General features: G+C 49.1%; 21 protein-coding genes and 1 pseudogene. 11 read left to right on the forward strand and 11 right to left on the reverse strand.

Annotation, left to right across the window (positions count from 1 at the left end; all coding sequences use genetic code 11):
- The first annotated feature begins 93 nt into the window (after positions 1-93).
- Positions 94-783, forward strand: coding sequence for a spermidine synthase (locus C2M24_RS04860; protein WP_105199298.1), 690 nt, complete (start codon positions 94-96; stop codon positions 781-783).
- Here C2M24_RS04860 and dtd read toward each other — a convergent pair.
- The 3 genes from dtd to C2M24_RS04875 are packed head-to-tail and all read right to left on the reverse strand — an operon-like array spanning position 780 to position 3036.
- Complete coding sequence (dtd, locus tag C2M24_RS04865) at positions 780-1217, reverse strand: D-aminoacyl-tRNA deacylase (protein ID WP_105199297.1); 438 nt, start codon at positions 1215-1217, stop codon at positions 780-782. The two genes, C2M24_RS04860 and dtd, sit on opposite strands and share 4 nt — an antisense overlap.
- Positions 1217-2140, reverse strand: coding sequence for an alpha/beta fold hydrolase (locus tag C2M24_RS04870; protein WP_105213486.1), 924 nt, complete (start codon positions 2138-2140; stop codon positions 1217-1219). Before C2M24_RS04870 ends, dtd begins: the two co-directional genes overlap by 1 nt.
- Positions 2141-2142: 2 nt before the next feature.
- On the reverse strand, positions 2143-3036 hold the full coding sequence (locus tag C2M24_RS04875; RefSeq protein ID WP_105199295.1) for a virulence factor BrkB family protein: 894 nt from the start codon (positions 3034-3036) through the stop codon (positions 2143-2145).
- An 86-nt stretch (positions 3037-3122) separates the two neighbouring features.
- On the opposite strand from C2M24_RS04875, the gene C2M24_RS04880 reads away from it, so the two are divergent.
- Entirely contained in the window at positions 3123-3764 is a 642-nt protein-coding gene (locus tag C2M24_RS04880; RefSeq protein WP_105199294.1) for a DUF2959 domain-containing protein, read from the forward strand.
- A 124-nt stretch (positions 3765-3888) separates the two neighbouring features.
- Here C2M24_RS04880 and C2M24_RS04885 read toward each other — a convergent pair whose 3' ends face one another.
- Positions 3889-6246 carry a nitric-oxide reductase large subunit gene (locus C2M24_RS04885; protein WP_105213487.1) on the reverse strand — a complete coding sequence of 786 codons (2358 nt, stop codon included), beginning with the start codon at positions 6244-6246 and terminating at the stop codon, positions 3889-3891.
- A gap of 244 nt (positions 6247-6490) precedes the next feature.
- On the opposite strand from C2M24_RS04885, the gene C2M24_RS04890 reads away from it, so the two are divergent.
- Both C2M24_RS04890 and C2M24_RS04895 read left to right on the forward strand, forming a co-directional pair.
- On the forward strand, positions 6491-6943 hold the full coding sequence (locus C2M24_RS04890) for an Rrf2 family transcriptional regulator (protein WP_105213488.1): 453 nt from the start codon (positions 6491-6493) through the stop codon (positions 6941-6943).
- A 20-nt stretch (positions 6944-6963) separates the two neighbouring features.
- Positions 6964-8181 (forward strand): NnrS family protein, encoded by a 1218-nt coding sequence (locus C2M24_RS04895; protein WP_199775687.1) that lies wholly within the window; start codon positions 6964-6966, stop codon positions 8179-8181.
- A gap of 40 nt (positions 8182-8221) precedes the next feature.
- Here C2M24_RS04895 and C2M24_RS04900 read toward each other — a convergent pair whose 3' ends face one another.
- A complete protein-coding gene (locus C2M24_RS04900; RefSeq protein ID WP_105213489.1) occupies positions 8222-8944 on the reverse strand; it encodes a helix-turn-helix domain-containing protein in 723 nt (240 codons plus the stop codon).
- 197 nt (positions 8945-9141) lie between these two features.
- Entirely contained in the window at positions 9142-10968 is a 1827-nt protein-coding gene (gene typA, locus C2M24_RS04905) for a translational GTPase TypA (RefSeq protein WP_105199290.1), read from the reverse strand.
- Between the two features lie 486 nt (positions 10969-11454).
- Between typA and glnA the strand changes: the two genes are divergently transcribed.
- The 4 genes from glnA (at position 11455) to ntrC (ending at position 16107) form a co-directional block, all read left to right on the forward strand.
- On the forward strand, positions 11455-12861 hold the full coding sequence (gene glnA, locus C2M24_RS04910; protein ID WP_105213490.1) for a glutamate--ammonia ligase: 1407 nt from the start codon (positions 11455-11457) through the stop codon (positions 12859-12861).
- Between the two features lie 162 nt (positions 12862-13023).
- A complete protein-coding gene (locus C2M24_RS04915; protein ID WP_158677991.1) occupies positions 13024-13557 on the forward strand; it encodes a DUF4124 domain-containing protein in 534 nt (177 codons plus the stop codon).
- Between the two features lie 87 nt (positions 13558-13644).
- Complete coding sequence (glnL, locus tag C2M24_RS04920) at positions 13645-14697, forward strand: nitrogen regulation protein NR(II) (protein WP_105199287.1); 1053 nt, start codon at positions 13645-13647, stop codon at positions 14695-14697.
- A gap of 18 nt (positions 14698-14715) precedes the next feature.
- A complete protein-coding gene (gene ntrC, locus C2M24_RS04925) occupies positions 14716-16107 on the forward strand; it encodes a nitrogen regulation protein NR(I) (RefSeq protein ID WP_105213491.1) in 1392 nt (463 codons plus the stop codon).
- Between the two features lie 83 nt (positions 16108-16190).
- Here the strand turns inward: ntrC and C2M24_RS04930 are convergent, their stop codons facing one another.
- A complete protein-coding gene (locus C2M24_RS04930) occupies positions 16191-16571 on the reverse strand; it encodes a YacL family protein (RefSeq protein WP_105213492.1) in 381 nt (126 codons plus the stop codon).
- A 125-nt stretch (positions 16572-16696) separates the two neighbouring features.
- On the opposite strand from C2M24_RS04930, the gene C2M24_RS04935 reads away from it, so the two are divergent.
- Positions 16697-17611 (forward strand): AEC family transporter, encoded by a 915-nt coding sequence (locus C2M24_RS04935; RefSeq protein WP_233999496.1) that lies wholly within the window; start codon positions 16697-16699, stop codon positions 17609-17611.
- Positions 17612-17654: 43 nt separating this feature from the next.
- Here C2M24_RS04935 and C2M24_RS04940 read toward each other — a convergent pair whose 3' ends face one another.
- Positions 17655-17879 (reverse strand): hypothetical protein, encoded by a 225-nt coding sequence (locus C2M24_RS04940; RefSeq protein ID WP_105199284.1) that lies wholly within the window; start codon positions 17877-17879, stop codon positions 17655-17657.
- A gap of 225 nt (positions 17880-18104) precedes the next feature.
- Here C2M24_RS04940 and C2M24_RS04945 point away from each other — a divergent pair, with 225 nt between their 5' ends.
- Positions 18105-19415 carry a short-chain fatty acid transporter gene (locus C2M24_RS04945; RefSeq protein WP_105213493.1) on the forward strand — a complete coding sequence of 437 codons (1311 nt, stop codon included), beginning with the start codon at positions 18105-18107 and terminating at the stop codon, positions 19413-19415.
- 221 nt (positions 19416-19636) lie between these two features.
- Positions 19637-20335: pseudogene (locus tag C2M24_RS04950) on the forward strand (winged helix-turn-helix domain-containing protein); the annotation flags it as partial.
- An 18-nt stretch (positions 20336-20353) separates the two neighbouring features.
- Here C2M24_RS04950 and C2M24_RS15955 read toward each other — a convergent pair.
- The 3 genes from C2M24_RS15955 to C2M24_RS04960 all read right to left on the reverse strand — a co-directional run bounded on the left by C2M24_RS15955 (position 20354) and on the right by C2M24_RS04960 (position 24249).
- Positions 20354-22030: a hypothetical protein gene (locus C2M24_RS15955; protein ID WP_158683691.1), complete on the reverse strand. Its 1677-nt coding sequence runs from the start codon at positions 22028-22030 to the stop codon at positions 20354-20356.
- A gap of 63 nt (positions 22031-22093) precedes the next feature.
- Entirely contained in the window at positions 22094-23599 is a 1506-nt protein-coding gene (locus C2M24_RS04955) for a YifB family Mg chelatase-like AAA ATPase (RefSeq protein ID WP_105213494.1), read from the reverse strand.
- Positions 23600-23634: 35 nt separating this feature from the next.
- Positions 23635-24249, reverse strand: a complete 615-nt coding sequence (locus tag C2M24_RS04960; RefSeq protein ID WP_105213495.1) for a trimeric intracellular cation channel family protein — start codon at positions 24247-24249, stop codon at positions 23635-23637.
- Between the last annotated feature and the right edge of the window lie 576 nt (positions 24250-24825).

The following is a 24825-nucleotide window of genomic DNA, read 5'->3' on the forward strand; positions in this document are numbered from 1 at the left end:
TTTAACGCTTAGGGCAAATAACACTAAAGCACAACTAGCCAAACAAGCGTAAATGATTATGCACGGCTAACAGTATGGGTCTATGCTGAGCTAATGAAAGCTGCACTTATACACAATGATGCCGCATCCAGGCACTTTATTACCAATTGCGCCCACCTGGGGCATTTACTTTATTGGTATCGCCAAGGGGGCACCCGCCTTGAGGTGCGACAACAGCAAGAGTTTCGCTGGCTGTTGCTCAATCACACCCTGCAATCCGTCATTGTCGCCAATCAACCACAAAGATTGCTGCTCCCCCATCTGCATATCCTGGCCCAATACTGGCAAACCCTTAAAAAGCCGCAAAGGGTGCTGGAGCTGGGCCTTGGTGGCGGCGCCATTCGTAATTACCTGCAATATTCCTATCCCGAGGCCGAGCTGGTGTCGGTGGAACATAATGCCCAGGTGATCCACTGCTATAAACGCTTTTTTAGTGCCGGGCAAAGCGACAACCTCTGCTGCCTTGATGCCGAGCAAGCGCTTAACCGCTGCGGTCGTTTTGATTGGTTGATCTTGGATTTATTTAGTGAGCTGGATGCGCCGATGTTTTTATTCCAGCAGCGCTTTTACGAGCTTTTGAGTGCAGCATTGGCGCCACACGGATATGTTTTTATTAACTTTCTAGCCCATCATCACAGCCAGTTAACACGCTTAGAACAGCTGCTTGCAGCCACCTTTGGCAAGGCGGCAAAAGTTATTACTGTGCCCGGCTACGCCAATCATTTGCTCTTTATCAGTCGCTAAACCGTTAGGTTAAAAGTGACCGGACCATCATTGGTTAAACTCACCTGCATATCGGCGGCAAACTGGCCGGTGGCTACGCTGATCCCTTGCTCCTGCGCCTTGGCGACAAAATATTCATACAGGTGGGTAGCCTGATCTGGAGTTGCGGCACTGGAAAAACTCGGGCGCATGCCCTTTTTCGTATCCGCTGCCAGGGTAAATTGCGACACTACCATAAGCTGGCCGCCTATATCCTTAAGGCTGAGGTTCATCTTGCCCTGCTCATCGGTGAAAATCCGGTAATTGCTGACCTTGTGCAGCAACTTATCCGCCTGGGCTTCGTCATCGGCTTTCTCTACCCCAAGCAACAATAAAATGCCCTGGCCTATTTCCCCGACTAGCTTGCCTTCCACTTCCACTTTGGCGCCACTTACACGCTGAATTAATCCTTGCACTAAGACCTCTTTAACTGCAGATACAAATGGTCGGTCGCCCGACATAGAGCCTGACAATATACCTCATTTTCGAGAGTGCAACCAAGCTCGGCGACTATCTGCAATTGGGCCTGAAGCGCATTTGCCAAACGCTGTGCCTGGGCAAAGGAGCAGCGTAAATCATAACGGCCATGAACCATATAAGTTGGCATCTTGTTGAGGCTGTAAGCCCCTTTCAGCAGCTGCTCTTCCGCTAAGAAAAAGCGGTTCACCCGATAGTGCAGATGCAATTTTGTCAGCTGCAGATGATTATCATGCTCCATGGTTTGCCGCCCCAATTGCTGCTGCCAGGCTCCCCAAGCTTTGGCGGCTTCTATTTGAACCAGCTCATTGGCATCGAAAAGGCGTTGATAGTAGTCATCTACCAACTCGTCCGGGGCAAGCAGTTTTGGATTAAAGAGGTGATACTGCTGCGGATAAAATTGTGCCGCCGCCCCAGATGAGCCCAAGCTCCATGCACAATCCTCGCGGGTACCTAATAAGCTCGCCCATAACAATAACGCGGACACCTGCTGAGGATGCGCTAAGGCATAGCTCAGCGCCAACATGGCGCCAAAACCTTCACCGGCAAGAATTACACGGCTTAAACCGAAATGCTCACGTATCAGCTCCAGATCGGCAATCAATAAATCGAGATTGTTGTGCTCGCAGGTATGCGGGGTGGAGTTACCACAGCCGCGCTGGCTGTAGAGAAAGATACGATAATGACGGGGATTAAAATAGGCACAAGGAGCGCGATTAAGGCCTGCACCGGGGCCATCATGGCAGACAAGCACAGGAAAGCCGTCGCGATTACCATGCTCTTCAATTTCGAGTTGGTGGCCATGAGCCACGGCAAGATGATAAACCTGCCGCGGCGCGTCTATAGGATAGCTGAACGCCATGCTCACTCCTTGCGAGCGGCAACCTCCTCGGCAACGATATCGTCAATGGGTGGCCGACTCACACTAATACATACGGTAAATTCCGCGCCCAGCAAGACCACAATCCACGACAGATAAACCCAGACAAACAAAATAGGCACGGTAGCCAAGGCGCCATATATCAGTTCGTACGAGGGAAAATGACTGATATACAGTGCAAAGCCTTTCTTAGTCAGCTCAAACAGCAGCGCCGCAAAAATAGCGCCGGGGATCGCCGCCCTAAAGGGAACGCGGGTGTTAGGTACTAGAGTATAGAGCATTATAAAGCCCGCGGTGGACATCACATAAGGCAGCGACTTAATCACAAAGCCGCTGAACCCGGGGATCCCTTCATCGGCAAAGGACACCAGAGACACTATATAAGACGTCGCGCCTATGCTTAGACCAAGCAGCACGGGGCCAAGGCTGAGCACCATCCAATAAACGGCGAAGGAAATCATCGCCGGGCGCTTTTTCTTAATGCGCCAGATACGATTTAAGGTGGCATCTATATTGCGAATCAAAAACAGCGCCACAACCGCCAAAAAGCTTATCCCCACCGCGGTCATCTTATTGGCATTACCGGTAAAGGCACCTATATGCTCTTTGATCACATCCGTAGAGGTAGGCACCATGTTAGTGAAGATAAAGTTTTCGATATTAATACGTATGTCTTCAAAGCCGGGAAAGGCGGAAAAAATAGCCACACCCACCGCGATTAAAGGCACCAGGGATAATAAGGTAACATAAGCCAGGTAGCCGGCATTCACGGCGATCTGGTCTTCACCACAACGGGTAAAAAAGTAGCGCCACCAGCGCGGCTGAGCTTTAACCCAAATTGCCAGGGTTGTTTTTATTTTGTCACTATCCCACTTCATTACGAACTCAAAGAAGAAAATCTTTTGCTTATCATAGCAATCAGCCACATAATTTACAGTATCAAGTTTAGAGACAGGACACTCAAATGCTCAAAAAAATAGCCCTAGCAACGGCTTTTCTCTCCCTTAGCGCATGCCAATCTGCCTACTATTCGGCCATGGAATCCGTAGGCGTACACAAGCGCGATATTCTTGTCGACCGAGTGGAAGAAACCAAGGAATCGCAACAAGAGTCTCAAGAAGAGTTTCAGTCTGCCCTTGAGCGCCTAAGCACCCTGATAAACTTTGACGGTGGCGATCTGCAAGACGCCTATGAGCAACTGAACGATGATTATGAGGCAAGTTTGGCGGCCGCTGAAGAGGTCAGCACCAATATCGATAAGGTTGAAGATGTGGCCGAAGCCTTGTTTGAGGAATGGGCCGACGAACTCGAAGAATACAAAAGTGCATCTTTAAAACGCGAAAGCACGAAAAAGCTGCGCGCCACTGAGCGTCAGTTCGCCCAGTTGCTGCGCTCCATGCGTGCCAGCGAAGCAAAAATGCAGCCGGTGCTGGAATCGCTGCAAGACAATGTGCTTTATCTGAAGCATAACCTGAATGCTCAGGCCATTGCCGCCATCAAGGGCGAATTTGCCAACCTGCAGCGCGATATCAAGGTACTGATCGACGATATGAATCGCTCTATCGCCGACTCCAACCGCTTTATCGAGCAAATGAACCAGGGTTAAGCCTGATACCAATTCACTTAAACAGCTCATCATTCTAGCGGGCTAAATATTGTGCTCACATACTTAACTGAATTGGTATTAAAAAAAGGAGTCTTACGACTCCTTTTTTACTTTTATCGGCTAATTAGCTTGCGCTTTCACTGGTTTGACCGCAGCCACCGCAACATGAATCCTTCTCACTTTCTTGCAGTTCTGCGCCCGCGAAGGCAGCAGAAGCTCCCCCTACAGTCACAGGCAAGGCTTCATCCTTATCTAGGCCAAAGACCCCTTTAACCACCTGCCAGGTAACCGCAACGGCACCAATAATGAATACCACATCGCCAATGGTACGGATCCAACGCAATGCCACCAAGACATCGCTTTGTAATAATGCCTCTGAGCGGGCATACCACAGACCTTGAGAAGCGCTAGCATAAAATTGAATTAAGCCCACAGGCAGTAAACTGGTAAACAACATTAGAGCAAGGCCTGTATTCATCCACCAGAATGACGTTTTCATCAGCTTTTCATCAAACTGCATGCTTGGGCGGATATAGCGCAGTACCAACAGGGTAAAGCCCAGAGCAAGGAAACCATACACGCCAAATAGTGCTGCATGAGCATGCGTTGCCGTAGTGTTTAAGCCCTGCACATAGTACAAGGAAATAGGCGGATTGATGGCAAAGCCCAGCACGCCCGCGCCCAACATATTCCAAAATGCCACGGCAATGAAGAACATCAAGGGCCACTTTACGTTTGCCATCCAAGGGCTACGTTCTTTCAGCTTGTACTGCTCCCACGCCTCATGACCTAGCACTATCAAGGGCACTACTTCCAGCGCACTAAAGGTTGCACCAACCGCCATCACAGGTGTGGTTGTGCCAGAGAAATACAAGTGGTGGAATGTACCGGGCACGCCTCCAAGCATAAAGAGCGATGCAGACGCCAAAGAAGCTATTGTTGCAGAGCGCTTAGAAACCAAGCCCATGCTGTGGAAGATAAAGGCCAATGCCGCAGTTGCGAACACCTCAAAGAAGCCTTCAACCCAAAGGTGGACAATCCACCAGCGCCAGTACTCCATTACCGAGATATGGGTGCGTTCACCATAGAAGAAACCGGCACCATAGAATAAGCCAATAGCCACTACCGAGGCGCAGAATAAAGCCAACAGGTTTTTATCACCTTCTTGCTTAAACACAGGAAGAATCGCTCGCAACATCAGTACCAGCCAAAAGACTATGCCGGTAAATTTACCTATCTGCCATAAGCGACCCAGATCAACAAACTCATAACCCTGATGCCCTAACCAGAAGTTTAAATGCGCAGGCATAATTTGTGCGATAGCCAGGTAGTTACCAACAAATGAGCCAACGACAACGACCACTAAGGCCCAGAATAAGATATCTACCCCCAGCTTTTGGTATTTGGGGTCTCGCCCACCATTGATAATGGGAGCGAGGAAAAGGCCGGCAGCCAAAAACCCGGTGGCTATCCAAAACAGTGCTGCTTGAATATGCCATGTACGCACTAGGCTGTATGGGAACCATTGTGATGTTTCAATGCCATAAAAGCCCTGCCCTTCGACCGTGTAGTGTGCCGTAAAGCCACCCAGTAAGACCTGGAAAGTAAATAAGGACACCACCAGAAATAGATACTTACCCAAAGCTTTTTGCGATGCTGTTAGGGAAAATGATGCTATGGGGTCTTGCTTAGGCGGAGTCGGTGCTTCTTCATCTTTATGCAGGAAGGACCAGGCCCAAACGAGCGCTCCAACACCGGCGATCAGCAAGATAACGCTAACAATCGACCACACCAAGTTTTCCGCAGTGGGTTCATTATCGATCAGCGGCTCATGAGGCCAGTTATTGGTATAAGTAGACGAACCATCGGGGCGCTCTGTGGCCGCAGCCCAAGCCGTCCAAAAGAAGAACTCGGTGAGTTTTTCGCGACGCTCTGCACTGGGCAAAGTGTTTTCTTTCATCGCATAATGTTTACGGGTTTGCTGTAATAACGGGTCGCTACCGAACAGCGCATGGTAATAAGCCGCCGTTTGCTCAATGGCAGCCAGGCGACGGGAAGACAGAGTGACCGTACCCGTATTTTGATCATAGGTATTGGTCCTGTACTCTTTTTTAAGTGCCCAGAGTAAAGGCTGTTGTAGCTCTTCAGACAGGTCATCAAAGCTTACTCCATGTGCCTCTTGAGCAGCAATATCCAGCCACTGGACGAGTTCACGATGCAGCCAATCGGCGGTCCAATCTGGCGCCTGATAGGCACCATGCCCCCAAATTGAGCCGAGTTGCATCCCCCCGACCGACTGCCAGGCCGTTTGCCCATCTAAAATCGCATCCTTAGAGGTGTAAACCTGACCATCCTGACTAACAAACTGCTCGGCAATAGGCGGCGCAACACGATAAACCTCACGACCAAAATAGCCGAGAATGGCGAAAGTAACGGCGAGCACCCCAAGCAGCGTCCACCACAGTTTTTTATATTCTCTCATCGTCTTTCTTCCTTAAACCCTTGTGAATAAGGTCTTGTTTTCAAAGTTAATTCGGTTAGCGAATAAAAGAGCTGCAACCCTGGGTATAGGGTCGACGGGCCAACTCAGATAAGCTTCCAACGGAACCTCAATAACATGCATTCAAAATGAATCTTCAGAAAGTTTACACATCACAAGCAAAGATGTAAAATAAATACATGTTTAAATATCATCAAAGGCGCTTTGACGCTAAGGTCTTTCGTTAATGAATATCACCCGCTTTACCGATTATTCGCTGCGCACCCTGATCTATGCAGCCTTGCATCAGGACGAGACACTCACCATACAGGCGGTGGCCGATAAGTATCAGATCTCCAAAAACCACCTGATGAAGGTGGTGCAGGTGCTGAGTAATAAGGATTACCTCACTGCCACCCGAGGTAAAAATGGCGGTATTCGCCTTAGCCGCGATCCGGCGCAAATCAATATAGGCGAACTGGTGCGCCTGCATGAGCAGGACTCGACCCTGGTAGAGTGTTTTGGCGCAGATAATCACTGCGTGATCTCTCCCGCCTGCCAGCTTAAGGGGATTTTGGCGCAGGCCATGGAGTGCTTTTTTGCCCATTTAGATAATTTCACCCTGGCCGATTTGGTGAATGCGAACACGGATTCAGAGCTCAAGCAGTTACTACAGATAAGCGAACCATCTAAATTTTGAGATAACAAAGAGAGGATGTCATGGCCGTGTTACTACCCAGTGGACAAATTGCAGAACCCGATGAAAAGGCCCGTGGTTGGGCCTTTATGCGCTTAGCGTTTCGACCTCTATTTTGGCTTGGCGCCCTGTTTGGCATGCTCAGCATAATCACCTGGAGCCTTACCTATACGGGTCACCTAGCGTTTTCACCTTATGGCGGCGGCTATTTCTGGCATACCCATGAAATGCTGTTTGGCTTTGCCGTGGCCATTATGTCGGGCTTTTTATTGACCGCGGTGCAGAATTGGACCGGAGTGCCCAGCATTAAGGGCAAGCCCTTGGCAGCCCTGGTGTTACTCTGGTTAAGTGCGCGAATACTGATGGCCCTGCCCGGTTCATGGGTCCCCAGCGCCCTAGTGATTGCCGTGGATATCGCCTTTCTACCCGCCGCGGCACTGTGTTTTGCCTTACCCATTATCAAGGCTCAGCTAGTGCGCAACCTGTTTTTTGTGCCCCTGTTACTGGTGATGGCGGCTCTTAACCTGTTAATGCACTTATCCCAGCTTCAGTGGGTAGCGCTGAACTTTATTACCCTCAGCCATACCATGGTGTTAATGGTGGCCTTGGTAATGGTAATCATCGGTGGTCGGGTATTCCCCATGTTTACCGCTAATGGCACACAAACTCCAAAAGTAGACAATTTCCTGTGGCTGGATAAGGCCGCTATCATCTCGGTATTGGTGTGCGCTTTGCTGACCCTGGTCAACAGCGAACAAGGTATTGCACTGCAAGCTATGGCCTTTATCGCTGCGGCCTTGATTAACTTTGTGCGCGCCTGGCGCTGGCGCATCTGGGTTACCTTTGGGACCGCCTTAGTATGGCCGCTGCATCTCAGCTACTGGGCCATTTGTATTGGCCTGTTGATGCTGGGGCTGATGAGACTGGAAGTATTAAGCAACCCTTCTTTGGCCTATCATGCCATTACCGTTGGCGGCATGGGATTAATGATATTGGCTATGATATCTCGGGTGTCTCTCGGTCATACCGGACGCATGATCAAGGTAGGCTGGGTGATCAATAGCGCCTTTATCGCCCTGTTTAGCGCCTTTGTGATCCGGGTGTTTGCGCCCCTGGTGAGTGACCAGTATCAAAGCCTAATCTTGGTGTCTGCACTCTTGTGGACCCTTGCCTACCTGATTTATATCATCGCCTATGCCCCCGTGGTATTTAAGCCCCGCGTGGATGGCCGCGATGGTTAAGCATGACATAAACAAGACGGCGTCAATACGCCGTCTCTGCCTAACGCTTTTTCCTTCGCCCATTTAAGACAGGCGTTACGGCCAGCATCACGCCGCTGACAAAAGCAAACACAGCGATAAAGGTCAGCACACCGTTTATCGTCCTTGGGTGTTCAATCACGGTACTATGGAAAAACACCCGTCTTCCACCATCAACCTGCTCTTCAAATTTTATCCCTAGCATATCAAAACTGTATCTATAGGTTTTATCGGCTCGCAGAGACATTTCCTTTCGCTTTTTATCCACTGCTACGTGGTCTTGCTCATCAGGTATTAAATGGCGCCATCTTGAAAAAACATCGTCCGGCTCAGAGTCTTTTATCACCCCTTGCGACTCGTAAACGATTTGTCGCTCCGGAAACAGTAAGGCATTGTGGGCGCAATAAAAAAGTGCGCAACCTAATGCAACCAGGGCGATGGCCCAAATCTGTATCTGTGCTCGGCGGCGCTGTATCGCACTTTGCTGCTGTTGCAGATATTGCTTGGTTTGCGTGATTTGGTTCAGCTGCCCGAGGTCTATGTCTTCACCCCACTGCGCCATAAATTGCTCCAAGGTAAGATTGAATGCACTTAATAAGCGTTCAAAAATATCTTGAGAAGGGGTCGATTTATCATTTTCAATTTTGGATAAATAGCTTTGCTCAATGCCTACCTTGACCGCCAGCTCGGGCTGGCTTAATTGATACTGCTGACGCAAATTTTTTATTGCAGTTCCTAAACTCATTGCTGCTCTCCATGTTAATAGTCAGCTCAAGTCTTTCTAATTCCTTAAAGAATAAGAACATGAATAGTGATGAATACTCAAGAATATTCAATGGGCTACACAAGCATCTAGAAATTAACTGACATTTGCGGCGACAACTTTTCAAGGCGCACAAAAAAGCCCGCAGCAATGTGCGGGCTTTTCATCATGAACTGTAATTAGCTTTTTTTGCTTTCGCGTGAAGCGCGCTTACGTTCGTTTTCCGTTAGGAAACGCTTACGAATACGAATGCTTTCAGGCGTTACTTCCACTAATTCGTCATCATCGATGAACTCAAGCGCTTGCTCTAGCGTCATCTTGATAGGCGGCACAAGTGTTTGTGCTTCGTCAGTACCTGATGCACGAACGTTGGTTAACTGCTTACCTTTAAGGGCGTTAACAGTTAGGTCATTGTCACGGCTGTGAATACCGATAACCATACCTTCATACACTTCAACACCATGACCGATAAATAGTTTACCGCGCTCTTGTAGGTTGAATAGGGCGTTAGTTAACGCTTTACCTTGCGCGTTAGCAATCAATACACCGTTTTTACGTTGACCAATCTTACCGCCTTTATGAGGACCGTAGTGATCGAATGTGTGATACATCAGACCTGAACCAGACGTCAACGTCATAAAGTCAGTTTGGAAACCGATTAGACCACGGCTAGGAACTATAAAGTCCATACGAATACGGCCTTTACCATCTGGAGACATGTCGGTCATTTCCGCTTTACGCAGACCAAGTTGTTCCATGATTGAGCCTTGGTGCTCGTCTTCACAGTCGATTGTTACTGTTTCATACGGTTCTTCAAGAACACCATCCACTTCGCGAAGGATTACTTCAGGACGTGAAACTGCAAGCTCGTAACCTTCACGACGCATATTTTCAATCAATACGCCTAAGTGAAGTTCACCACGACCTGATACACGGAAGCTATCAGGGTTGTCAGTGTCTTCTACACGCAGTGCTACGTTGTGAACAAGCTCAGCGTCAAGACGCTCGCGGATATTACGTGAAGTCACGTATTTACCTTCTTGGCCAGCAAACGGTGAAGTGTTTACAGAGAAGGTCATGGTTACTGTTGGCTCGTCAACGCTTAACGGAGGAAGCGCTTCAACATTGTTTACGTCACAGATAGTGTCTGAGATTTTCAGCTCACCAAGACCCGTGATAGCTATGATATCGCCCGCAGTTGCTTCTTGCGCTTCGTGACGATCTAGACCCAAGTAAGTCAATACCTGGCCAACTTTACCGTTGCGTGTTTTACCGTCAGCACCGATAACAGTGACTTGCTGGTTCACTTTAACGGTACCGCGCTTGATACGACCAACACCGATTACGCCTACGTATGAGTTGTAATCAAGCTGAGAGATCTGCATCTGCAATGGACCTTCAGGATCAGCATCCGGCGCTTCAACTTCGTTAACGATCGCTTGGAACATAGGTTCCATGTTGTCTGAAGGCTCATCTAAATCTAATGTTGCCCAACCGTTGATAGCTGACGCGTAGATTACTTTGAAGTCTAGCTGTTCGTCAGTTGCACCCAGGTTATCGAATAGATCGAATACTTGGTCCATAACCCAATCAGGACGAGCACCTGGCTTGTCGATTTTGTTGATAACAACGATTGGCTTCAAACCCTGTGCGAACGCTTTCTGCGTAACGAAACGCGTTTGCGGCATAGGACCTTCTTGAGCATCTACAAGAAGAAGTACTGAATCAGCCATCGATAGAACGCGCTCTACTTCACCACCGAAGTCGGCGTGTCCTGGAGTATCTACGATGTTGATGTGGTAATCGTTCCAGTTGATTGCCGTATTTTTAGCTAAGATGGTAATTCCACGCTCTTTTTCAATGTCGTTAGAATCCATCACTCGCTCTTCGTTACCACCGCGAGTTTGCAGTGTGCCCGATTGCTCAAGCAATTTATCAACCAGAGTCGTTTTACCATGGTCAACGTGCGCGATGATCGCGATATTTCTTAACTTTTCGATGCTCATATATCTACTTAAGAGGCAAGCCTCATTGTTCCTAGAGGATCCACGCTCGGCAAACAACTACCTGCGTTGGGTTTAAAAGGGCGCGTATTATCCCTTATAACGTCACTAGATGAAAGTTTATCCAACATTATTTTTCTGTGACTGTGACCTAATTGTCATAACGCACCGTTAGTATGGATAAAAATCAACCACAGAAAAATCTTAGCAGGTATTTTTCAGCTAACCTATTGCACCTTGCACAAGGTAAGCGCTTTAATCTAAAGCAAGCCTTGAGTGAGCCGTAAACCATGGCTTAAAAAAGGGCAAAACAAATGCACCAAAGCAAGGCAAATGCGCACCAAAAGGGTGCGTAATAGCTTTATTGAAATAACAAGTTTAATTAAAACCCTTTACAAACATACAGTTAAATAGTTGGCACGATTTAAGCTTATGAGTGCACAATTGCAGTAACATGCAGCACACAAAATATTCCTAGTTGGAGGACACATGTCACATACGGTTTTAACTTTTATTAAAGAAAATGACGTTAAGTTCGTAGATTTACGCTTTACCGATACCAAGGGTAAAGAGCAGCACCTTTCTATCCCACATCACCAAGCAAACGAAGACTTCTTCGAAGAAGGTAAGATGTTCGATGGTTCTTCAATCGCTGGTTGGAAAGGCATTAATGAATCTGACATGGTACTTCTACCAGACGTAAACAGCGCCAAGCTTGACCCGTTTGCTGAAGAAACCACACTGATTGTACGTTGTGACGTAGTTGAACCTTCAACACTACAAGGTTATGAGCGTGATCCTCGCTCTGTTGCTAAGCGCGCCGAAGAGTACATGCGCTCTACTGGTATCGCCGACACAGTTCTATTCGGTCCAGAGCCTGAGTTCTTCCTATTTGACGATGTTAAGTACAAAACCGATATGTCTGGTTCTATGTACAAGATCGATGCCGAAGAAGCGTCTTGGAACTCAGACCGCGACTATGAAGGCGGTAACACTGGCCACCGTCCTGGCGTAAAAGGCGGTTACTTCCCGGTTGCGCCTGTTGATTCATCACAGGATTGGCGTAGTGCAACCTGCTTGGTACTAGAAGAGCTAGGCCATGTAGTAGAAGCACACCACCACGAAGTAGCCACTGCCGGTCAAAACGAGATTGCCACTCGCTTTAATACCATGGTTACCAAAGCCGATGAAATCCAAGAGATGAAGTATGTTATCCACAACATGGCTCACCTTTATGGTAAAACGGCTACCTTTATGCCTAAGCCTCTAGTTGGCGACAACGGCTCAGGTATGCACTGTCACCAATCACTAGCTAAAGATGGCAAGAACCTTTTCGCTGGTGACAAGTACGGCGGTCTTTCAGAAGACGCGCTTTACTACATCGGTGGTATCATCAAGCACGCTAAAGCGATCAATGCCTTCACCAACCCGGCAACTAACTCTTACAAGCGTCTAGTTCCTGGCTTCGAAGCACCGGTAATGCTTGCTTACTCGGCACGTAACCGCTCTGCATCAATCCGTATTCCAGTGGTTCCTTCAGAGAAAGGTCGTCGTATCGAAGTACGCTTCCCTGACCCTGCGGCTAACCCATACCTGGCGTTTGCAGCTCAGCTTATGGCTGGTCTTGACGGCATTAAGAACAAGATCCACCCTGGCGATGCCATGGACAAGGATCTATACGACCTACCTGCGGAAGAAGCGGCTGAAATCCCAACTGTTGCCTCTTCACTAGACGAAGCCCTAGCTTGTCTTGATGCAGACCGTGAGTTCTTAACTCAAGGTGGCGTATTCACTAATGACCTAATCGACGCTTATATCGCGCTGAAGGCCAAAGAAGTTGAAAAGCTAAACATGACAACTCACCCAGTTGAGTTCGAAATGTACTACAGCGTATAAAACAGATAATGACAATTTAGTTATATCATGTGTGTTCTCAAAGCCTGCTCTGCGGGCTTTTTTTATGGAAAAAATACAACCTTTGGACTAAAGTTAATACCTAGCCAGTAACTTGGCTTATTTTGCTAACTATAAGAATAACAACCATAAATAGGATTTCACGTGAACACAAGGCTGTATATTTTAAGTATGGTCGTGCTGCTAACTATTTTTAGTACAGCATGGGCCGCACCGAGCAAAGACATCTACGTGTACAAGGATGAGAATGGCGTATTGGTATTTTCTGACACCCCGCGCAAGGGAGCAGAAAAAGTCACCCTTAACGCCCCGGTAATGAATATGCCAAGCATCGACACCAGTGTTCTCGATGAAGTCGATGATGAACTGGAGCAAGTCAAATTTAGCATAACTATCACCTCACCGACGCAAGAAGAAACCATTCGCGACAACACCGGCTCAGTGCATATCAGTGGGCAGGTGAAACCAAGATTTTTACAAGGACATAGCGTACAGCTGTTTATGGACGGCCAAGCCTATGGCGAACCACAAAGCTCCAGCCTGTTTGCCCTGCGCGATATTGATCGCGGCGAGCACAGCCTGGTTTTAAAACTACTCAATAGCGAGGGCGAAGTATTGGCCAGCTCCAAGGCCATCACCTTCTTTATGCATCGCCGCTCGATGATCACCGGCCCTTAATTGCAATGCAGCTAAGGAAATGGCTGCGCACAGCCTAATAAACCTGCTAAGATAGTTGCACCATACTGGTGCACCTTATTACTAAAGATGAAACTTCACGGCGATTTCTTCCAGCAGATGTGGGAAAACCTGCACACTGCCATACTTATTTTAGATAAAAATTTTAATCTGGTTTACGCCAACACCAGTTGCACCGAGCTGCTTGGACAAGGCTTAAAACGCATTCAAGGCCAGCCCTTCGAATCCCTATTTAACTATCACTCGGTAGAGCTTGAGCGCATCGCCAACTACACCCTCAAGCAAGGAGTGGATTGCCACCAGCACAGGGCTGACGTGGTGTTCGTAGATACCCGCCATGCCAACCTGGCACTTAATAGCCGCCGCATCAACTACCAGGGTGAGGTATTTTTACTGCTTGAAATCCGCCAAACGGATGAAGAAATCCGCCTCGATCAAGCCTCCAACCAAATGCATCAACACCAAGCGGCTAGAACCCTGATCCGTAATTTAGCGCACGAAATTAAAAATCCACTCGGTGGAATTCGCGGAGCGGCGCAATTATTGCAGTATGAGGTTGATCAGCAGGAACGCGATGAGTGTGCACAGCTAATTATTCACGAGGCGGATAGATTAAGGCAATTGGTCGACAGGCTGCTGGGGCCAAACCAGCGCTTACAAAAACAGGCGACCAATATCCATCAAACCCTGGAGAATGTATTAAAGCTCTGCATGCTGGATAACAATAAAAATATCGACCTGATTAAAGACTATGACCCGAGTATTCCGGATGTTGTGGTCGATGGCGATAAAATCCAGCAGGTCCTCCTTAACATAGTGCGCAATGCCATGCAGGCGCTCAGTGCAGGAGGCGAAATTAAAGTATCAACCCGGGTACGCTATCATGTGCGCCGCTACGATACGACACTCAAAAAAGCCCTGCAGATCAAAATTTGTGATAATGGCCCAGGCATAGCGCCGGAGGTAAAGGAAACCCTGTTTTATCCCATGATCACCAATAAAGAAGGTGGTTCGGGACTAGGGTTGTCGATCGCACAAACCTTGATCGATCAGCATCAAGGCTTTATCGAGTGCGACAGCTGGCCGGGCCATACTGAGTTTACACTGTATTTGCCACTGTAAGCGGCTAAGAGGGCTATGATGAAATCTGTTTGGTTGGTAGATGATGACGCATCGATTCGCTTTGTGCTGCAAAAGGCGCTGACGCGCAGCGGTTATGATGTAGAAAGTTTTGATAACGCCCAAGATGTGTTAACCGCCCTGACCTTTTCACAACCGGCGGTCTTACTCTCGGATGTGCGCATGCCCGGAATGGACGGCATGGCCTTGTTAGAGCAGATCAGCGAAGAAAATCCCAATCTGCCGGTAATCATCATGACCGCCCATTCGGATCTGGACTCGGCGGTACAGGCCTTTCAAAAAGGAGCCTTTGAATACCTGGCCAAACCCTTTGATTTAGAAGAAGCGGTGAGCGTGGTTGATCGCGCCGTACGTGCCCACACGCAAAAAAAGGCCAAAAAAGTCACCAAGGAGCAAAAACGCTCTGTGATTATCGGCGAAGCACCGGCCATGCAGGAGGTGTTTCGTGCCATAGGTAAGCTTAGCGCCTCAAGCATGAGCGTATTGATCAATGGTGAGTCTGGTACGGGTAAAGAGCTGGTCGCCAGCGCCCTGCACCAACATAGCCCACGTAAGGATAACCCCTTTATCGCCCTGAACATGGCTGCCATTCCCAAGGACTTGGTGGAGTCTGAGCTCTTTGGCCATGAAAAAGGCGCTTTCACCGGCGCCGACAGCGTGCGCAAGGGTCGCTTTGAGCAAGCCAATGGCGGCACCCTGTTCCTCGATGAAATCGGCGATATGCCCCTGGATGTACAAACCCGCTTATTACGGGTGCTGGCCGACGGTGAATTTTATCGTGTTGGCGGTCACCAAAGCCTCAAGGTGGATGTGCGTATTATCGCCGCCACCCACCAGGATTTAGAGCGCCTGGCACAACAGGGCAAATTCCGCGAAGATTTATTCCACCGTTTAAATGTGGTGCGCTTAAAGCTGCCACCTCTGCGTGAGCGCACCGAAGACATAGAGCAGTTAGCCGAGTACTTCCTTAATAAAAGCGCCCAAGAATTAAAGGTGCCCAGTAAGACCTTAAGCCCACAGGCCTGTGAGCAAATGAAGCTGTTCAATTGGCCGGGCAATGTCAGGCAACTGGAAAATACCTGTCGCTGGTTGACAGTGATGGCGCCGGGGGAATACATAGGCGCAGAAGATCTGCCGCCCGAGCTCAGTGCCAGCATAGAACAAGAAGCAGATTCTGACTGGCTCGATCTATTCCAGCAGTGGCTCAATAACGAGTTTAAACAGGGTAAGGACAATGTCTGGCCCGATATTCAGGCACAGCTGGAAACGCGGCTGATCAAATCCGCCCTGGCCAGTTGTGGCGGCCATAAACAAGAAGCAGCATTGCGTATTGGTTGGGGACGCAACACCTTGACGCGTAAGTTAAAAGAACGAAATATCAGTACATCTTGATGATAAGGCCATTTGAAACGTGCCATCTCTAAACGGCACGAGCAAGTGCATGGCCAAGCTCAGCGGCGCTAATTGCAGCGGCGCTAGCGAAATCCCTGCCACGCCTGCATAAGGGCGAGCAGGTCTTCAACGCCACAGGCGGCAACTAATTCAGATTCATCCAGCACTAGCTCATCCGCGGCATAGGCGTCAAGGTCATCCTCATCGTGATGCAAGCCGTGACTTTCAAAGAGCACCTCGCCATGGGCTATCACCACCCGCATTTCTTTGCCTTGAATTACCAGTTCTTGCGAGCCATTGACCGAACTTCTTGGCGAATCCTGGTTTAGCGCCTGCCGAAAACGCTGCAACAGCTCATCATTGTCATATAACTCATCGTTAAACCAGCGCGCGACTAAGCGGTGCTCATCACTTAGCTTTACACGCTTACCCCATAAGGGATCAGAATATAGCTGATATTCCATGGTATTTTTGCCCTTGCAAATAAGGCGCGCATCATACCAACAAGCATAGCTTACTGCCTAGGGAATTAGTTGCTCCGCCGAGCCTAGGAGCATGATAAAATCCCCCCTATGTACCGCCACCAAAAATGACCATGTTCGATACCTTTGCCATTATTTTCCCACTGATATTTATCGCCGGCGTCGGCTTTGCCTGTGCCAAGCTACGCTTTCTAAATGGTGAACAGCTCTCGGGGATCAGTCGTTTTACCTTTTACATCAGTATTCCGTTATTTCTGTTTATTAATATGGCGCAGGCCCAACTGGGCAGCGTGGTTAGCCTGGAGCTGATGCTGAGTTTTTATATTCCGGTGGTGCTGATGTTTAGCCTGATGCTGATCTTGTATAGATACTATAGTGGCGATTGGTCACAGGGAGCGGTATTGGCACTGGGTGCCAGCTATTCCAACACTGTCTTAATCGGCCTGCCCATTGCCATTCAGGCGCTTGGCAAAGACATAGCGGCCACGGTTTTTGTGCTGATCACCTTCCACAGTGCCCTGCTATTTTTACTCACCTATGCATTTTCGGGTCGCTCGCAAAGGGTAAGCTGGCTCACCACGGTGCGCCAGCTGCTGTTAAACCCGGTGATCTTGGCCATTACTTTAGGTTTGCTGTTCAACCTTAGCGGTTTGGCCCTGCCCGAGCCAATGGAAAATGGTTTAGCGCTACTGGCTGAGCCGGCCATAGCCGGAGCCCTGTTTGTATTAGGCGCCAATTTACATCATTACCAAATTCGCCCCGGGCTGCATCTGGCTTTAGGCCTGTCTGCCAGCAAGCTATTCTTGCTACCCGCCCTGGTATGGTTATTTGCCAGCCAGGTCTTTGCCTTGCCACAGCAACAACTGCTACTTGTAGTGCTGCTCAGTGCTTCACCCTTGGGTGTAAATGCCTATTTAGTTGCCAAACAACTTGATACCCGCAGCGAAGTATTGGCTAGCGCAGTGGTGTTAAGCACCTTGCTAAGTGTTGTCAGTTTCTTCTTTTGGCTCACCCTGATATAAAAAGACACAAAAAAAGCGTGCCTTAAGCACGCTTTTTTCCGATTCAATCGTAAGAACGATATTTGGCGGCGTCGATAATGGCCCAAACATAGACGATTGCGGCAATAATGCCGGGCACTATCAGCCACCATAAAGCGGCGCCACCGAAGAAGAAGATGGCAAATAATAAGGCCGCAAGAATACGCCCCTGTACCAATTGCCCCAGTCCCGGGAAGAATACGTTACATAGAGCGGCGATTACATTACCACCTGAACCTTGTCCTGACATATAAGCCTCGTTAGTCAATTACAATTCTTTAATTACCATAACCAATTACAATATTCAGGCCAACTTTTTATACTTATTTTTCAATCAGTTAAATCCTTGCCCTTTTTGTAATCTCATTAACTTTAGCCTATCATGCTAAAGTTTAGTCTTTTTAACATTACCCTATCTATGTTAAGAGAGTAATAGTTAAAACAATAATAATTAATACCAAATAGTTACAGACCTATGCTAGCCAAAATTGCCAAACCCATAGCCAAACTGACCGACAAATACATGCCCGACCCGCTGCTGATCGTCATGCTGCTCACCCTAGTGAGCTTTGCGCTCGCGTTAATTAGCAGTGATCACTCGCCCTTGGCCTTGGTGCAAATGTGGGGCGGCGGCATCAGCAACCTCTTCACCTTTGCCATGCAGATGCTGCTGGTCTTGGTATGCGGCTACCTGCTGGCAACCACTCCCAGTGTCGAGCGCGGTTTAAACTTTGTCGCTCGGCGCCTTAATACGCCAGGCAAGGCGGTGGTCGTTACTACCTTGGTCGCCCTCTTAGCAAGCTGGCTTAACTGGGGCTTTGGTCTGGTGGTTGGCGCCCTGTTTGCCAAAGCGGTGGCGCGCTTTTGTCGCGTTGACTACCGGGTGCTGGTAGCCAGTGCCTATTCCGGATTTATTATTTGGCATGGCGGCTTATCCGGTTCGATCCCTCTGACCATTGCCACACCGGGGCACTTTGCCGAACAGCAAATTGGTCTGATAGACACCTCGCAAACCCTGTTCTCGACACTGAATTTGGCACTGGTGATTGGCCTGGCCATCATTTTGCCCCTGCTTAATTACTTGCTGCTACCCAAGGCGCAGGACGCCGTTTATGTCGATACAGAGCAACTGCAGGGAGATAAGGAAACGACACAGCAAAATGCGGCGGGCAATGCCTTAGAGCAGGCACGCTGGCCTACCGCAACCTTAGGTTTGCTGGGTCTGATTTATTTGGGCAGCAGCTTTTATACGGGTGCACAGGGCTTAAACCTCAACACCATTATCGCCCTGTTTCTGTTTTTTGCCCTGCTATTGCAACCCAACACCAGCGCGCTTATTAGCCAACTCAATAATGCGGTGCGTAGCGGCAGCGGCATTGTCATTCAATTTCCATTTTACGCCGGCTTGATGGCGCTGATGAGCCAAAGCGGCTTGGCCAAAGACATCTCTGAGCTGTTTATCGCCCTGTCCGATAGTACGACCCTGCCGATATGGAGTTTTCTTAGCGCCGGCCTGGTGAATATTTTTGTGCCTTCGGGAGGCGGCCAGTGGGCGGTGCAGGCACCCTTACTACTCCCCGCCGCGCAGGCCCTTGAGGTGCCGGTTTCATCTGTGGCCTTAGCGGTAGCCTGGGGCGACGCCTGGACTAACCTTATCCAGCCATTTTGGGCCATTCCTGTTCTGGCAATTGCCGGCTTAAAGGCCAAAGACATTATGGGTTTTTGTCTGATCCAGCTGCTGGTCAGTGGCCTGTATATCATCTTGCTGTTAGCCCTGCTCGCTTAAGTTTTCGCCTCAAAGGAGGATTAATAGCCGGGGCTAAAAACCGCCGTGAGCAATATAATGGTGGCGCAATTTAAGGGGCATACTCCTTGTCTTGATCTGATTAATCCAGCAAACACGGGCCTCGGCTTTGTCGTAAATAGTTGGCAGTGGGCCCATTACATTATAAAGTTGGAGCCAATACTGCCGCCTCCTTAGGTCAATAATACGCTAGGTAAAACCATATGCCCGTTCATGTGTTACTTGTTGAAGACGATGAGCTACTCGTTAAGCGCATCGAAAATCATTTTGCCGATACCGAGTTTTGCATCCAGGTCGATAGTACAGGGGCGCAAGCATTGGCTTTGGCGCAAGCATCACAGGGCGATTCCCAACATGCCATCGAATTGGCCATAGTCGATATCGTCTTACCCGCAAAGGATGGCCTCACCTTAGCCCGGGAGCTAAGCACCCTTACCGAGATCGGCGTGATCATGCTTTCAAGCCGGGACTCGCAGTCGGATCGCATCGCCGGTCTGGCACAAGGAGCCGATGACTATATCTGCAAGCCCGTTGACTTACTTGAACTCGAATTGCGTATGCGCGCCGTATATAAGCGCCTGCATGGCGCAGCTAGCCCGGTCAGTGACAGCACCGAATATATCGAATATGCAGACTTTAAACTGCACCCGGATAATCGCACCCTGATCACCGCCAAAAACGAAGAACTGCGGCTTACCGAGGCAGAACACAAGGTATTGATTTGCTTAATTGCCAATGCGGGTAAAGCCACATCGCGGGAGAAGGTGTCAGAGGAAATTGGTCAGCCGGACTGGAGCCCCACGGATCGCACTGTGGATGTATTGATAGGGCGCCTGCGTAAAAAGCTAGGCGATGAAAAAGAGCAAAAGCGCATTGTCACGGTACGCGGCAAAGGCTATATGCCTCTTCAAGTTAAGGCTTTAAAACAGAATGTTACCCTGCTGGTAGGCCGCAAGCGACTGCAGGAAGGGCGTCGGCTCAAAGGCCTGTTCATTGGCTTCATTCACCGCCTGCTGCTGGTAATCAACCGCCTCTTCAAAGTTGCCCAGCTTGGCATGTGCCGCTGCCAGATAAGCATAGGCAAGGGGATGATCATTCTCATCCGCTACTTCTTCGGCCAGCTCTATGGCCTTTTCCAGCTCACTGCCATTATCGGAATAGCGTACATACCAACCGGCTAACTTACGCTTAGCGATCAGGCTGCCATGCGCCGCCGCTTTTTCTAACCAATGCTTAGCCTGCTCCGCATAAACAGCAGAACCATCGGCTTTGGTCATCAGGCATTTGCCCAACTGTAATTGCGCCCGACTATGATCTTGTTTCGCCGCCAAAGTCAGTAGACGCAGATTGCAGTTCACCCCAAGTTGAAACAGGGTATCGCTGTGACCTCCCATAGCTGCCTTATGCTGCCAATAACGCCATTGCTGTTCTTCTTCTTTGTTACTCAGCGGCTTAATCTCAACATGGGCAGTTATTTGGTCATTCAAATACGCTGAATTCGCGACCTGATTATTATAGAAAAACTGCACCCGGTACCAATTTTGGTCTTTTAGCTCTCCATCAGCGGCACTTAGCTGCCACTGCTTCATCAGGGTTTCGGATTTTTTGCGTAAGACCCTAGGAATATTCACCTGCTTATACGGCTGCCAATGAACCACCTTACCCTCGGCATTCAGATTAACCAGGTAAGAAAAGGTAAAGTAAGTAGTCTCTAACTTTTCCTGCTTGATAAATTCTGGCTGAGTAATACTGCTAAAACTTATTTGTGGCGCAACTACTGGTATGGCCTTCACGCTACCGTCGATAGCATGATATTGTGGCTGCTCATCCAACAACTTTAATACCTGAGCTAATTCGGCCTGGGCATTCACATCATCTCTTTTTGCCTGCTGTAATAACTGCTGTGCCCTGGCCTTAAGCTTTTGACTCATTTCACTGTCTTGGGCACCGGCGAAAACACCGCGAATAATGGCATTATGGAACTTTTTATCGGCGGCAACAAAACGAGTTTCGCGTAATTTTTCGGCAATGCTTTGGCCGAACTCGGGAGCCGGATAGGAATTCAGCAAGAGCAGATCCCGCGGCACGCCGTTTTCATCTATATCAAATAGATAGCTGGCCAGCCCCGGCACACCATCGCTTTGCAGAGAATCGGGGTAAGCGGTAGCTGGGTTGGCGGTTTTCTCCCGGGTCGGATTATAAGTAAGCGTACGACTCAACTCATAATTGATGCTTTGAGTTCCTAGCTTGCCATAGCGAGCGATAAGCTCGTCGGCCAAGTTTTTAGCTTGTGCTAACTGGGATTTATCTAGGCGGCGAGCCACAGACTTTCTCGCCTGCTCGGCCATTTTAAAGCCATTATCCATGGCCACAGAAAAGTAACCGTAGGCCTTGATGGGATCGGCCTTCACTCCTTGTCCGCGTAAGTACTGCACTGCAAGATTAAACTGACTGCGGCCATCGCCAAGTTCGGCGGTTTGCTCAAATAAGGTAAAGGCTTTTTGGTATTGCTGATCAAGATAAAAAGTCATGGCATCGCTAGCATTTGCCAAGCAAAGTTGAGGTAATAACGCGGCCGCAAAAATCCACTTTTTCATTGAACACTCCAATTTGGCTAGTTCAACAATGTTAACAGCTGGTAAATATTGGCGCAATGGCAATTACCCCAGAGCTGCCACCATGCGCTCAAAAGCGCGATAACTTAAAGCCTCTTTAATGCAGGCTTGGGAAATTTCCTGCTCGCCGGCGAGGTCGGCTATGGTTCGCGCCACCTTGATAATACGTTGATGAGAGCGAGGCGACAGCTTGAAGCGTTCACTGGCAGCACCAAGATAGTCCCGGCACAAGGCAGTTAACGCACAGTGAGTCTGCAGCTCTTGCACCGACAGCAAGGCATTAGCCTTGCCTTGGCGTTGCTGCTGCCTTTGCCAGGCGGCGATCACCCGGGTACGAATGGTCGCGCTGTCTTCCTCTGCTTGCGAGGAGAGCAACTGGGCACTGGGAATGCGGAGCAATTCAATTTGCAGGTCGATGCGGTCAATAAAGGGGCCGGAAATACGCGCCAGATAGCGCATCACCTGATCCGGCGTTGCCCGCTTATCACTATAATGCCCGGTAGGGCTGGGGTTCAGTGCAGCAATTAGCTGAAAACGTGCGGGAAAATCCACCTGCTGAGCGGCTCGTGAGATGGTGACCTTACCGGTTTCCATCGGCTCTCTTAGACTATCAATCACTTTACGTTCAAATTCGGGTAGCTCATCTAAAAACAAGACACCATTATGAGCCAAGGAAATTTCACCCGGCTTAGGTTTAGAGGAACCGCCAACCAGAGCTACCGCCGAGCAGGTATGATGAGGGCTGCGAAAAGGACGCTGCAGCCATTGGCTGGCATCGATAGGCTTTCCCGAGACTGAATATACTGCGGCGGTCTCCAAGGCCTGTTGCGTGGACATCTGCGGCAATATGGTCGCAAACCTCTGTGCCAACATGGACTTGCCTGTACCCGGAGGACCACTAAACAACACATTATGGCCACCTGCGGCAGCGATTTCTAACACCCGCTTTGCCATGGGCTGACCCTTGACCTCACTAAAATCGACACTCGCGGGTGTGATCTTTTGCTCAATGGGCAAAGGAGTCAACAAGTCCAGCTCTTGCTGCCCGGAAAGATCGTGCCAGAGCTGCTGTAATGAATGAGCACACTTAACCCGAGCTGTGTCGATTAATGCTGCCTCACCTTGATTCTCTGCACTTAGATAGACCAGGCGATTAACCTTGTTGGCAGCCATAACCGAAGGGATCACCCCACGAATGGGGCGCAATTGTCCATCAAGGCCAAGCTCGGCCAGCAACTCAATCTGAGTAAGATTCGCAAACTTAAGCTGCTCCGAAGCAATGAGTATACCCACGGCAATGGCAAGATCGTAACGCCCTCCCTCCTTGGGTAGATCGGCGGGAGCCAGGTTGACGACTATACGTTGGTTAGGAAAGATAAAATGGCTATTCTCTATGGCACTGCGCACCCTGTCCTTGGCTTCCTTTACCGAGGTTTCGGGTAAACCAACGATATTGAAATTGGGCAGGCCGGAGCCGAGATACACTTCAACACGCACCTCAATGGCTTCGATGCCGATTTGTTCACGAGTATATACTTGCGCTAAAGACACATCCCTGTCTCCTTGCCTGACTAGTTAATCTAAGTCTAGCTAGGATATCGGAAAACGTATAAACCCAGATTCCAACGAATGGCAATAAGGCGCACCAGCAAGGTAGCGATACCACCGAGCCACATGGCCAACTCAGGATTGGTTCCCAGGTGCAGAAGCAATATATATAAACCGGCCCCGACAACGCAGGCGATGGCGTACAAGGGACCTTTTAACAACATGGGCACCTCTCGCGCCAAAACATCGCGAATAACGCCACCAAAACACCCTGTCAGTACAGCCATGATCACGGCCGTCATTGCCGGCACCCCAAGTTCCAGCGCCTTTTGAGCCCCCATTATGGCAAAAAAGGCGATCCCCAGAGCATCGGCGAGTTGCAAGCAGTAGTGAGGAAAGTTTGGTTTATAGTTAAGCCACATTATGGTGATAAAAACCGTGGCTAATATGGTGATAAAGTAACTGGTGTCATACACCCAGAATACCGGCACATCTAAAAGCATATCGCGCAGTGTTCCGCCTCCAATGGCGGTTACAGCGGCCAGGACGATCACGCCAAATCCATCCATATTTTTTTCATGAGCCAAGAGCGTGCCGGAAATAGCAAAAACGGCTACACCTAAGAGATCAAACCAATGATAAAGCTCATACATAGTCGTTGCTCATGAACAAAAACTCTTTGTAACATAAGCGTAAAAGTACTGGCAACCATGATGAGACCAGGCTATTCGGGATTTGCGTTGTAGCTCGGGGTTTGCCGCCAAGAATTGTAGGCTGGCCTTTAGGCCAACATTAAACAATGCAGGAGCATCTTGCCGATAACCGCGACAAGGAGGGCGGTAGTAGAGCAATGTGCAGATCCATGCCGCAATGTCGGCCTAAAAGGCCGACCTACAAACGCAAAAAACCCCCTGCATTGCTGCAACGGGTTTCTTTAAATAAGGCCCTGGCTCGCTACGAAGTAGCGACTACTTTACTCCGGGCTATCCTGCCCTCCGCCCTACGGGCCGCCTTCGGCGTTCAAAAATGTTCCCGACATTTTTGTCACCTGTTCAAGTAGAACATCACGTCTTTAAAACGAAAAAACCCAGCACTAGGCTGGGTTCTTCGTTTAATAAGGCCCTGACGATGTTCTACTTTCACATGGCAAATGCCACACTATCCTCGACCGGGGCCGGCCATCCGGCTGTTTCGTTTCACTACTGAGTTTGGGTGACGAGAAACCGAAG

The sequence above is a fragment of the Pseudoalteromonas sp. T1lg22 genome, from assembly GCF_002964645.1.
GTDB lineage: Bacteria > Pseudomonadota > Gammaproteobacteria > Enterobacterales > Alteromonadaceae > Pseudoalteromonas.

What these genes read in the sequence shown, in the direction of transcription:
- C2M24_RS04945 (WP_105213493.1), top strand. Translation starts at nt 18,105, where the DNA reads ATGCTAGCCAAAATTGCCAAACCCATAGCCAAACTGACCGACAAATAC.
- glnA (WP_105213490.1), top strand. Translation starts at nt 11,455, where the DNA reads ATGTCACATACGGTTTTAACTTTTATTAAAGAAAATGACGTTAAGTTC.
- C2M24_RS04935 (WP_233999496.1), top strand. Translation starts at nt 16,697, where the DNA reads ATGACCATGTTCGATACCTTTGCCATTATTTTCCCACTGATATTTATC.
- C2M24_RS04930 (WP_105213492.1), bottom strand. Translation starts at nt 16,571, where the DNA reads ATGGAATATCAGCTATATTCTGATCCCTTATGGGGTAAGCGTGTAAAG.
- C2M24_RS04885 (WP_105213487.1), bottom strand. Translation starts at nt 6,246, where the DNA reads ATGAGAGAATATAAAAAACTGTGGTGGACGCTGCTTGGGGTGCTCGCC.
- glnL (WP_105199287.1), top strand. Translation starts at nt 13,645, where the DNA reads ATGAAACTTCACGGCGATTTCTTCCAGCAGATGTGGGAAAACCTGCAC.
- C2M24_RS04880 (WP_105199294.1), top strand. Translation starts at nt 3,123, where the DNA reads ATGCTCAAAAAAATAGCCCTAGCAACGGCTTTTCTCTCCCTTAGCGCA.
- C2M24_RS04870 (WP_105213486.1), bottom strand. Translation starts at nt 2,140, where the DNA reads ATGGCGTTCAGCTATCCTATAGACGCGCCGCGGCAGGTTTATCATCTT.
- C2M24_RS04890 (WP_105213488.1), top strand. Translation starts at nt 6,491, where the DNA reads ATGAATATCACCCGCTTTACCGATTATTCGCTGCGCACCCTGATCTAT.
- C2M24_RS04895 (WP_199775687.1), top strand. Translation starts at nt 6,964, where the DNA reads ATGGCCGTGTTACTACCCAGTGGACAAATTGCAGAACCCGATGAAAAG.
- typA (WP_105199290.1), bottom strand. Translation starts at nt 10,968, where the DNA reads ATGAGCATCGAAAAGTTAAGAAATATCGCGATCATCGCGCACGTTGAC.
- C2M24_RS04960 (WP_105213495.1), bottom strand. Translation starts at nt 24,249, where the DNA reads ATGTATGAGCTTTATCATTGGTTTGATCTCTTAGGTGTAGCCGTTTTT.
- C2M24_RS04940 (WP_105199284.1), bottom strand. Translation starts at nt 17,879, where the DNA reads ATGTCAGGACAAGGTTCAGGTGGTAATGTAATCGCCGCTCTATGTAAC.
- ntrC (WP_105213491.1), top strand. Translation starts at nt 14,716, where the DNA reads ATGAAATCTGTTTGGTTGGTAGATGATGACGCATCGATTCGCTTTGTG.
- C2M24_RS04875 (WP_105199295.1), bottom strand. Translation starts at nt 3,036, where the DNA reads ATGAAGTGGGATAGTGACAAAATAAAAACAACCCTGGCAATTTGGGTT.
- C2M24_RS15955 (WP_158683691.1), bottom strand. Translation starts at nt 22,030, where the DNA reads ATGAAAAAGTGGATTTTTGCGGCCGCGTTATTACCTCAACTTTGCTTG.
- C2M24_RS04900 (WP_105213489.1), bottom strand. Translation starts at nt 8,944, where the DNA reads ATGAGTTTAGGAACTGCAATAAAAAATTTGCGTCAGCAGTATCAATTA.
- C2M24_RS04860 (WP_105199298.1), top strand. Translation starts at nt 94, where the DNA reads ATGAAAGCTGCACTTATACACAATGATGCCGCATCCAGGCACTTTATT.